Source organism: Actinosynnema sp., assembly GCF_052038725.1.
Genome location: NZ_JBQGCX010001428.1, coordinates 1 through 2,832, shown reverse-complemented (window position 1 = coordinate 2,832; position 2,832 = coordinate 1). Strand labels below are relative to the sequence as shown.

Annotated in this window: 3 protein-coding genes; all 3 read right to left on the bottom strand. The window is 76.2% G+C overall.

Going from position 1 to position 2,832, the window contains the following annotated elements; genetic code table 11:
- Positions 1-104 precede the first annotated feature (104 nt).
- Positions 105-863, bottom strand: coding sequence for an ESX secretion-associated protein EspG (locus ACTUAL_RS30205; protein ID WP_096491044.1), 759 nt, complete (start codon positions 861-863; stop codon positions 105-107).
- Positions 860-2,200, bottom strand: coding sequence for a PPE domain-containing protein (locus ACTUAL_RS30200; RefSeq protein WP_440902618.1), 1,341 nt, complete (start codon positions 2,198-2,200; stop codon positions 860-862). Before ACTUAL_RS30200 ends, ACTUAL_RS30205 begins: the two co-directional genes overlap by 4 nt.
- Positions 2,200-2,832, bottom strand: a 633-nt coding sequence (locus ACTUAL_RS30195; protein WP_440902617.1) for a hypothetical protein, incomplete at its 5' end; no start/stop codon positions are given. The genes ACTUAL_RS30200 and ACTUAL_RS30195, both read right to left, overlap by 1 nt.

Sequence of the window (2,832 nt, the reverse complement as noted above, 5' to 3'; positions counted from 1 at the left end):
CCGGGCGCAGCGGGCGGTGCGACCGCGCGGGCGGGGCGCGTGGCGCACCGGGCGGCGGCCCTCAGGCCAGCCGCCCGGTCAGCAGTTTCGGTCAGCGGTCCCGGTCAGCGACCGGCCGCCACCACGCCCTCCAGGGCGCTGGTGAGGCGCTGGGCGTTCGCGGGCGCGAGCACCAGCCACGGGCCGTCGCGGCGGACCAGGTAGCGGCCCTCGCCGGTGTCCAGCCAGGACACCGCGCCGCCGGTGGGCCGCAGGTAGCCCGCCCGGTTGCGGGCGATCACGGCGACCTGGCCGCCGCCCCTGCGGGAGATCACGGCGCGCAGCAGGGTGTTCGCCTCCGGCTCGCGCACGCCGACCGACCGCAGCGCCTCCAGGAAGCCCTCGGCCCCGTCCACCCGCCCGGCCTCGCCCGCGGCGAGGTAGTCGGTCCAGCGGACGCTGACCGAGCGGCCGGAGCCGGTGGGGGCGGCGGGCAGGGTCGCGATGGTCTTGGTGGCGAGCGCGGTGGCGTGGAACGAGGTGAGCTGGACCTGGCCCGCCGCGCGGGCGGCGAACGCGCCGTGCCACGCGGCGGTGGCCAGACCGCGCCCCTGGTCGCCGCCCCTGGAGAACACGACCTCCAGGCCGATCTCGTACTCGCCGAGGCCGCGCAGGATGTCGTGCAGCTGCTCGTCGGGCCGCTGCACGGTGCCGAGCCCGCGCCCCGCGAGCGCGCGGGACGCGGACTCGACCAGACCGGCGCGCTCCGCCTGGGTGTGGCCGTAGTGCCTGACGCCGAGCGGCACCGGGACGTCCGGACCGTGGACCGACTGCCAGAGCAGGAAGAACTCCTGCTCGCTCAGCCGGAAGACGCGCTCGGTCACAGGCCGATCACCGGGGGGGCTGCCTTGCGGTCGACGCCGAAGACGTTCTCGTCGTCCTCCAGGTAGTCCGGCCGGTTGCGCGAGTCGTTGCCGCCGCCGCCCATGCCCGCCGCCATCGGGGGCGGCGCGGCCATCGGCGTGGCGCCGATCATGCCGTGCTGCGGGGTGACCGCCTTGGACGCCTGGAACTGGCTGGTCACGCCACCGGGCGAGCCGGAGGCGCCGTGGCCGGAGCCGATGTTCGCGGACGAGCCGCCCGCGCCGATCGGGGTCGCGCCCAGGGGGCTGCCGCCGGACCCGCCGGAGGAGCCGGAGCCGGACGACGGGACGCGCCCGCGCGCGAAGACCCCGCCGCCACCGCCGTAGCCGCCCGCGCCGCGTCCCGCGCCCGCGGGCATCCGCCCGGCCGAGCCACCCTGCTGGCGCTGCCGGTCCGCGCTGCTCTGGCCGGTCGTGGCGGCCGGGTTGACCACGGCGGAACCGCCTGCGCCCGCCGGGCCGTCCGCCGTCGCGCCGCCCGGCGCGAGCGGGGCCTGGGCGCCGGGGGTCGGGGTGGCGACCGGGTTCACCGGGGCGCTGAAGCTGGGGACGGTCAGGTCGACCGCGTAGGAGTTCTGCTGGAACATCGCCATGACCTCGGCGGCCTGGCGGTGCGTGGCGTCCGCGACGGCGGTCGTCTCGGCGGCCGGGGCGGCGACGGTGTCCAGGCCCGCGAACGACTCGGGCGTGGTGGTCGTGCGGCGCAGCGCCGAGCCGAGCGTCGACGAGCCGGTCAGCGCGGACTCGGCGGTCGAGGTGGCCGGGACGTCCGCGCCGCGCGCGATCGCCGACGGGACGAGCGCCTGGTCGGCGCCGGGCGCGACGGCGGCGGGCAGCGTCGGCGGCACGGGCGCGGGCATCTGCTCGCGCGCGGTGACGACGTGCTGGATCTCCTCGTTGATGCAGGTGGCGACGTTGTCGGCGTGGTCGCTGGTGTTCTGCGCCCACTTCATCACCGACTCGAGGCCCTCGCGGGCGCGGTCGGCGGTCTCGCCCTCCCACGCCTGGCTGGACTGGTTGATCGCCTTGACGAGCAGGTCGCGGACCTCGCCGAGGGACTTGCCGATGCCGCTCCAGCCCGCCTTGGCGCTGGTGGCGCTGTCCAGGTCGACGCCCGTGTGCACCATGTCGTAGAGCTCCTGGTGCGTGTAGGTCATCCAGTCGACCTTCTGCCCCAGCTCGGACGGCTCGTTGCCCCGGCCGTAGCCGCCGTGGCCGCCGCCCTTGTGATCGCCACCGCCCTGGTTCCCACCGCCGTGGTCGCCGTTGTTCCGGTGGTCGCGCTGCTCGCCTGCCATCAGTGGTGCCCCCACCCGGACTTGTTGAAGTTGTCCCTGGCGTCGTCGTCCGCGTTCCTGATGTTCCGCGCCGCTCTGCGGATCGTCTCCTCGACCTCCAGGAGGATGCGCAGGAAGTCGCCGATCACGTTGACCGCCGAGGACTCGTCGCCCACCGCGAGGTCGTGCAGGCGCTTGCTGATCGAGCGGCCGACCCAGTTGTCGCCGAAGCGCAGCTCCACGTCGAGGCTGGTGAGCGCGGTGACGTGGACGGAGCTGACCATGTCGCGGGCCTCGGTGATCAGCTTGAGCAGCTCGTCGACGGACTGGTTGTCCATCGCGAGCTTGACCTGGCCCTTGTCGACGGCGTCGAGCGCGGCGCCCGCCTTCTCCAGGTCGGCCTTGGCGGCCCCGGTGAAGCTGGCGTCGCCCTCGGCGGGGTCGGCTGCGGCGGCGGCTGCGCCCGCGGTCGTCGCGCCCGCGGTCACCGGGTCGGCGGTCGCCGGGTCGGTGGTCTGCGGGGGCGCGGCGGGGAGCGGGGCGGCCGGGATCGGCGCGGCTCCGGTCGTCGCGGCGGGCTCGGTGGTGGCCCCGAGCGGGACGGCGGCCACGAGGTCGGCGGGGTCGACCACCGGTTCGGCGGCCGTCGCGAA